At 64.7% G+C, this 6871-nt stretch carries 3 protein-coding genes; 2 read left to right on the top strand and 1 reads right to left on the bottom strand.

What is annotated here, in order from left to right; genetic code table 11:
* Nucleotides 1-885: 885 nt before the first annotated feature.
* Nucleotides 886-2655 (bottom strand): arsenical pump-driving ATPase, encoded by a 1770-nt coding sequence (gene arsA / locus ACQR13_RS31765; RefSeq protein ID WP_434842913.1) that lies wholly within the window; start codon nt 2653-2655, stop codon nt 886-888.
* A gap of 588 nt (nt 2656-3243) precedes the next feature.
* Here arsA and ACQR13_RS31760 point away from each other — a divergent pair.
* The gene (locus ACQR13_RS31760) at nt 3244-4749 is read left to right on the top strand and encodes a glucan biosynthesis protein G (protein ID WP_316167427.1); all 1506 of its coding nucleotides are present in this window, start codon (nt 3244-3246) and stop codon (nt 4747-4749) included.
* Nucleotides 4737-6866 carry a glucans biosynthesis glucosyltransferase MdoH gene (gene mdoH, locus ACQR13_RS31755; RefSeq protein ID WP_316167426.1) on the top strand — a complete coding sequence of 710 codons (2130 nt, stop codon included), beginning with the start codon at nt 4737-4739 and terminating at the stop codon, nt 6864-6866. The genes ACQR13_RS31760 and mdoH overlap by 13 nt, the downstream gene beginning before the upstream one ends.
* Nucleotides 6867-6871: the final 5 nt, after the last annotated feature.

The following is a 6871-nucleotide window of genomic DNA, read 5'->3' as shown; positions in this document are numbered from 1 at the left end:
CGATTTTGAAGTGTCAACCATCTCCCCGAACACCCGTCAGCTATGTCCCCGGGCTGAACAGAAGCGAAGCAATCCAGAGTCGCGCGCTGAGCCCTGGATTGCTTCGGCGCAAGGGCGCCTCGCAATGACGTGGAGAGACATAAGATCACCTTCTCGCGGCGCATCGGCGCCCGAGCTTTGCTGTTCGTTTGCCCCCTTGAATACAGAGGGCGCAGGGAAGACCGGGAGCTCGCCGCCCCCATGGCCCCCGTGCGAAAGAAATGCACGGGGCAGGAACCACAGGTTCGGCTGGGACATCCCGGCCTTCCCTGCGCGATGGCTTTACGGCTTACTCCGTGCTCTCCCCAGGGACCGGCTGTCTTGCCCCTGTCATCAGCGCCATCGTCGGCGCGAACTTGATCTCAGCACCGGGAGATCAGGACCACACGGCTTGATCGTGCGCATCAAACCGTTCGTCGGCACGATCGCTCGCGCTGCGGTTCGATACGCCCATCGCATCCCGCACCCCACGTTCGTGACGACCGCGATACGCCCCTCAGATCGAGGCGGGACGAGCGGAGTGAACATCAAATTCTGAAAAATGGAAACAAGAATATTTTTGCCGATGGGACTGGACACGAGTGATCCAGCTGAACTGGCTGACGAAATCAGTCCATCGGCGCACATAGAATTGACAGCTCGACAGGCCATGAGAGGAGAGCGCGCGCCGCGAATCCAACAAAACTGAGCGGCCGATTTGCCCGACGGGCGGGCGGGGATTTTCGCCGTCGCTGCGTCGCAACGACCGCAACAAACTCGGCCCCTGATCTCGCCATATCCTGCGATCGGGCAATGAAGACGTGATCCCGATAGGGGGAGACCAGATCGCGATCGAGCTGAACGTGATCAAGAACTCGGCATCGATAACGTCTCCAGCTCCTCGATGCCGATGGGAGGCTTGCTTCGCCACGCCATGATGAAAGCGCGCTTGGCCAAGCTGTCCTGAACACGAGCGATCTGCATCCGCTCTCTGGCAATCCGCGCCCGCAGCAGGGGATCGCGAGTTCCGGAGGCGGCGAGGCATTTGTTGATCACCCAACCGAACGGCTCGATGCCGGCGCGCCGCAGGTCCTCCTGGAGAGCGGCGGCCTCCGAAACGGGCGTCGTTTCCGGCAGGGTCACCAGGATGATCTGCGTGTAGGTGGAATCCTGCAACCGCATCAGCGGCGTGATCACCCGGCCGGCACCGCCCGGCTCCAATTGGCTCGTCAACTGGCGATGATAGGCCCCGGTCGCATCGAGTAGGAGCAGGGTATGACCGGTCGGCGCCGTATCGAGCACCACAAAGGCGCTCCGAGCCTCCGCAACCACGTGCGAGAAGGCATGGAAAACGGCGACTTCCTCCGTGCAGGGCGAAGCCAGGTCCTCAAGCAGGAGCGCCTTGCCCTGCTCATCCAGGTCGCGGCCGCGGCTCGCTAGTATTTTCGCGACATAGCGCTCCGTCTCGCGCCGAGGATCGATCCGGTCCACCGTCAGCCCTGGGCTCGCGGCGTCAACGACATCCGTGACGTGGGCCGCTGGATCGGTCGTGCTGAGGTGGACGGCATGCCCGCGCCTCGCGAGGCCGACAGCGATGGCAGCCGCAATCGTCGTCTTCCCGACGCCGCCCTTACCCATGACCATGATGAGGCCGCGATTGCGGTGAGCGATGTCATCGACCAGACGGTCGAGTCCCTGCACGTCAACCGGCACTCCAACTTGTTCGCCAGTCGACGTCTCAAGCCGTGGACCGGACGACGACAACACTGCCCTGAGCGCCGCGAGACCCACAATGTCGAACCCAACCAGTGGGATTTCGTCCCGCGGCAGCTTACGCAGCGAGTCCGGCATCGAGGCGAGAGCCTCATCCTGATCCCGCTCGAGTGAACTTGCGACCGCGTCAGTAGGGTCAGTGGCGTGAAAGCGTCCGTTCACGGCGAGCGTCTGATTGGTGAGATTGAGCCCATCAAGTTCGCTCGACGTTCGCGCCGCCTCCCGGATTGCGCTCCGGTCGGCGCGGGTCACCAGGACCACGGTCGTCCGCCTCGGATCGCTCAGCGCCTGAAGCGCTTGTCGAAAACGATCCTCCTGCATCTTCAAACCGGAATGCGGGCCGAGGCAGGAGGCGCCGCGGCTGTTGTCCTTCAGAAAACCGGTCCAAGCCTTCGGCAGGCTCAGGAGCCGCAGGGTGTGGCCGGTCGGGGCCGTATCGAAGATGATATGGTCGTAACCCGCTCTGTCTCCGTCGAGCAATCCGACGAACTCGTCGAATGCGGCAATCTCGGTGGTGCATGCGCCGGAAAGCTGCTCGCGTATGGTCGATCTCTCCTGATCGGTCACCGTGGGCTCGAGCTGTTCAAGCACGCGAGCTCGGTAGCTCTCGGCTGCGGTCTCAGGGTCGATATTCATCGCGAAGAGCCCTGCCGCGTTCGGCACCGGCACTGGACTGTCAGTTAGTTCAACTTCCAACATCTCGTCGAGGTTCGACGCAGGATCGGTGCTGACCAGAAGGACACGCAACCCACGGTCCGCGAGACTGATGGCGGTCGCACAAGCGAGCGACGTCTTGCCCACACCGCCCTTGCCAGTGAAAAAGAGAAATGGCGTCGGAGCGTTCAGCGCACGCAATCGAAGCATTCAAATCCCTTCCAAGTGATTGTGTGCGACATTGCCGACCCGGGAGCCAATACGATTTTTGTCGCCGACGTTCGTTCGATCCTGTGCATAACCCTGGAATGCCCGACTGACTTTGACGTCCTTTCGGGTGACCAGTCATCCTCCCCGCCTGGATCGGCTGCTGCAGACCAATCGACTGGTAGAGCCTCGGCCGGATTCCTTAATTGCGATAAGTCAACAATCGTGCCGCGGAGCGCAACAGTCGTCGGCATTGCGGCAGCTGCTGTCTGCGATTCCACGACGTGGAAGACCGGCGGCCCGGCCCCGGATGCAGCCCCAAGCCTTCCAGCGTAAGCCACGAGAAGCGAAATTGCCGTGGCTGGCGAGCAGGTCGAATGTTCACGTCTCGGCTCCAAGTTTGTCACGCAGGTCCGTCGCTCACGTTGCGTTCAGAACGGCGCGCCCATGATCTGCACGCGCCGGCGGGATCGCCGGTGGCGCGTTCAGCAGGAAGGGACTCCAAAGCAGCCCCCTCTCGTTGACTTCCGATGGAACCCGACGCCTTCAGAAATGTTGCTCCGCAGTTCCATGCAGCAAAGCGAGAATAAGTTGAATCGCCGTCAGTTCATTCAATCTGCGGCTGCGATCCCGGTCGCCGCATCCTTGACGCGGAGCGCATCAGCCGCGCCGCCTGCGGCGCAGCCGTTCAATGCGGCCTATGTGCGCGACCTCGCGCGCAATCTCGCCGCCAAGCCCTACGCTGCGCCGGATGACAAGCTGCCGGACGCGCTGGCGAAGCTGAACTACGACGCCTACCGCTCGATTCGGTTCTTGCCGGACCATGCGCTGTGGCGCAGTGAGAACCTGCCGTTCCAGGCGCAGTTCTTCCATCGCGGCTCGATCTACAAGGACCGGGTCGAGATCTATGAGGTTGCGGACGGCAAAGCCAGCCCCGTGGCCTATCGACCCGAGGACTTTGCATTCGGTCAGCAAGTCCCGGCCTTCCCGGCGGCCGATCTCGGCTTTGCCGGCTTCCGCGTCCACGCGCCGATGAACCGGCCGGACTACTACGACGAGGTCTGTGTGTTCCTCGGCGCGAGCTATTTTCGCGCCGTCGCCAAGGGTGAGATTTACGGACTGTCGGCGCGCGGGCTCTCGATCGACACCGGCGAGGCCAAGGGCGAGGAGTTTCCGGTGTTCAAGGCGTTCTGGCTGGAGAAGCCGACGCAAGGCGCCACCGCAATGGTGGTGCATGCGCTGCTCGACAGCAAGAGCGCGACGGGCTCCTACCGGTTCACGATCCGCCCTGGCGAGACCACCGTATTCGACGTCGAGGCATCGCTGTATCCGCGCGTCGAGATCGCTCACGCCGGACTGGCGCCGATGACCAGCATGTTCTTCTTCGGACCCAACGACCGCAACGACGTCGACGATTTCCGCCCCGCCGTGCACGATTCCGACGGGCTTGCGATGTTCAACGGCAAGGGCGAGCAGTTGTGGCGCCCCCTCAGCAATCCGCGCGACCTGCAGGTCAGCGTATTCAACGACCTCAATCCGCGCGGCTTCGGCCTGATGCAGCGGGAACGGACATACACCGCCTATCAGGATCTCGAATCGCATTTCGAACGGCGGCCGAGCCTGTGGATCGAGCCGATCGGCGACTGGGGTGACGGCGCGGTGGTGCTGTTCGAGATCCCCACCAACCAGGAAATCCACGACAACATCGCCGCCTTCTGGCGGCCGAAGACGCCGCTCGCGGCCAAGGGCGAGCACAACATGACCTATCGCCTGCACTGGGGGCCCGATGTGCCGAAGCCGAATACGCTGGCGCGCTTCACGCGCACTGGCGTGGCCACCCGCGGCGAAGGCCGGCTGTTCGTTCTCGAGCTCCAAGGCGACGCCTTGAAGAGCCTCGATCCGAACATCGTCAAGGGCGTGGTCAGCGCGGCGAAATCCGAGGTGACGAACATCGTCGCGCAGCCGAACCCGGAGACGCAAGGTTGGCGGCTCAGCTTCCAATGCGCGGTCGGCGATGCGCCGGTCGAGCTCAGGGCCGAACTGGTTGCCAACGACAAGCCCGTATCCGAAACCTGGGTCTATCGATGGACGCCATGACCGCAGCGCAGCCGCGTCCGACCTATGAGGCTAGCGACGCGAGCTTTCTCCCGGCCGAGGCGCCGCTCGCGATGGTGCCGTCGCCACTCAATCATGCCGCGCCCGGCCGACGTGCCATCACGAGCGGCGGCCGCATCGCATTCCGGCGCGCTCTCATCTTCGCCGGCACCGCGGCGCTGACGCTGGCGGGCTGCTACAAGATGTACGAGGTCGTCGAGGTCGGTGGCGTGACCGTGCTGGAAGGCATGGTACTCGTGCTGTTCTCGATCCTGCTCGCGTGGATCGCCTTTGCCTTCGTTTGCGCGCTGGCCGGCTTCTGCGCCCTGCTGGGGCGGCGGCGCGATACGATCGCGATCGACATCGACGGTCCCCTGCCCTCTTTGTCCGGCCGCACAGCCATGCTGCTGCCGACCTACAATGAGGATCCGGACGCGGTGATGGTGCGGCTGCGCGCCATGATCGAATCGGTCGCCGGGACGGGACAGGCCGAGCGCTTCGACTGGTTTCTGCTCAGCGACACCACCGATCCCGACATCTGGATCGGCGAAGAGGCTGCGTTCGTCGATCTGCGCCAATCCTGCGGCACAGATCGGGTGTTCTACCGCCACCGGGCCGACAATGTCGCCCGCAAGTCCGGCAACATCGCCGACTGGGTGCAGCGCTTCGGCGCGGCCTACGACTATATGATCATTCTTGATGCCGACAGCCTGATGAGCGGCGCGACCGTGGTCCGGCTGGCCCATGCCATGGAGAACGCGCCGCAGGCGGCGCTGATCCAGACCCTGCCCGTGATCGTCAACGGCACCAGCCTGTTCGCGCGGCTGCAGCAGTTCGCGAGCCGGCTGTACGGCCCGATGATCGCGGCCGGCAATGCGTGGTGGTATGGCGCGGAAGGCAATTACTGGGGCCACAATGCGATCATCCGGGTCGCGGCCTTCGCGCAAGACGCGGCGCTGCCCGAGCTCCCCGGGCGCAAGCCGTTCGGCGGACATATCCTGAGCCACGATTTCATCGAAGCCGCCCTGATGCGCCGCGCCGGCTGGGGAATCTACATGACGGTCGATCTCGACGGCAGCTTCGAGGAGGTGCCGCCGTCGCTGATCGATCACGCCGCGCGCGACCGGCGCTGGTGCCAGGGCAATCTGCAGCATCTCGCCGTGCTGCCGGCGCGCGGCCTGCACTGGGTGTCGCGGCTGCATCTGCTGATCGGCATCGGCGCCTATGTCACCGCGCCGTTGTGGTTTGCCTTTCTCGTGCTCGGCATCCTCATCTCGCTGCAGGCCAACTTCGTCAGGCCCGAATATTTCCCCAAGGGCTTTGCGCTGTTTCCGACCTGGCCGGCTCAGGACCCGGTGCTCGCCGCCCAGGTCTTCGCGGCGACGCTCGGCCTGCTCATGGTGCCGAAGCTGCTCGCCTGCCTCTTCACGTTGTTCACGCCGACGCGACGCCGAGGCTTTGGCGGCGGGTTGCGCCTCTGCGTCGCCGTGCTGGCGGAAACGCTGCTCGCGGCCCTGATCGCGCCTTCGATGATGATCTTCCAGTCGATCGCCGTGATCGAAATCCTGATGGGGCGCGACGCCGGCTGGCAGGTGCAGCGCCGCAGCGACGGCGGGGTGAGCCCGCAGGAGATCCTTCGCAAATTCGCGCTGCCGACGGTATGCGGCCTGGTCATGGCGGCGAGCGCCTATGCCGTCTCCGTCCCCCTGCTGGCCTGGATGTCGCCGGTCATCGCCGGCCTCGTGCTGTCGATTCCGATCGGTCTGCTCACGGGCGGCCGCAGCACCGGCGCCCGCCTGTTCACGACGCCCGAGGATCGCGCTCCGCCGCCGGTGCTGTTCCGCGCCAAGCAGCTTGCGGAGAATCTGCGGCCGGATCGCCGGGCGGCGCTGGTCGAACTGCGCCAGAACGCCGGTCTCTGCCGCCAGCACGTTGCGTCCCTGCCGCCGCCTCGGCGTCGCGAGCCGGGCGACATCGACGTCGACCTCGCCACCGCCAAAGCGCGGATCGCGGGGGCCGGCTCGTTCACGCAGGCGATCCGCTTCCTGTCGCGCCGTGAGATCCTGGCCGTGCTCAGGGATGGCGCGACGCTGGAGCAGCTCGTCGCACTTCCCGCATGAGCGCC

Origin of the sequence: Bradyrhizobium sp. HKCCYLRH3059 (assembly GCF_051168035.1) — a bacterium.
Lineage (GTDB): Bacteria > Pseudomonadota > Alphaproteobacteria > Rhizobiales > Xanthobacteraceae > Bradyrhizobium.
Note: the sequence above shows the minus strand (reverse complement) of the source record. Positions and strands in the feature narration are given on the sequence as shown.

Bases quoted from the DNA above. Each gene is read 5' to 3' on its own strand.
- arsA (WP_434842913.1), bottom strand. From the start codon at position 2,655: ATGCTTCGATTGCGTGCGCTGAACGCTCCGACGCCATTTCTCTTTTTC.
- mdoH (WP_316167426.1), top strand. From the start codon at position 4,737: ATGGACGCCATGACCGCAGCGCAGCCGCGTCCGACCTATGAGGCTAGC.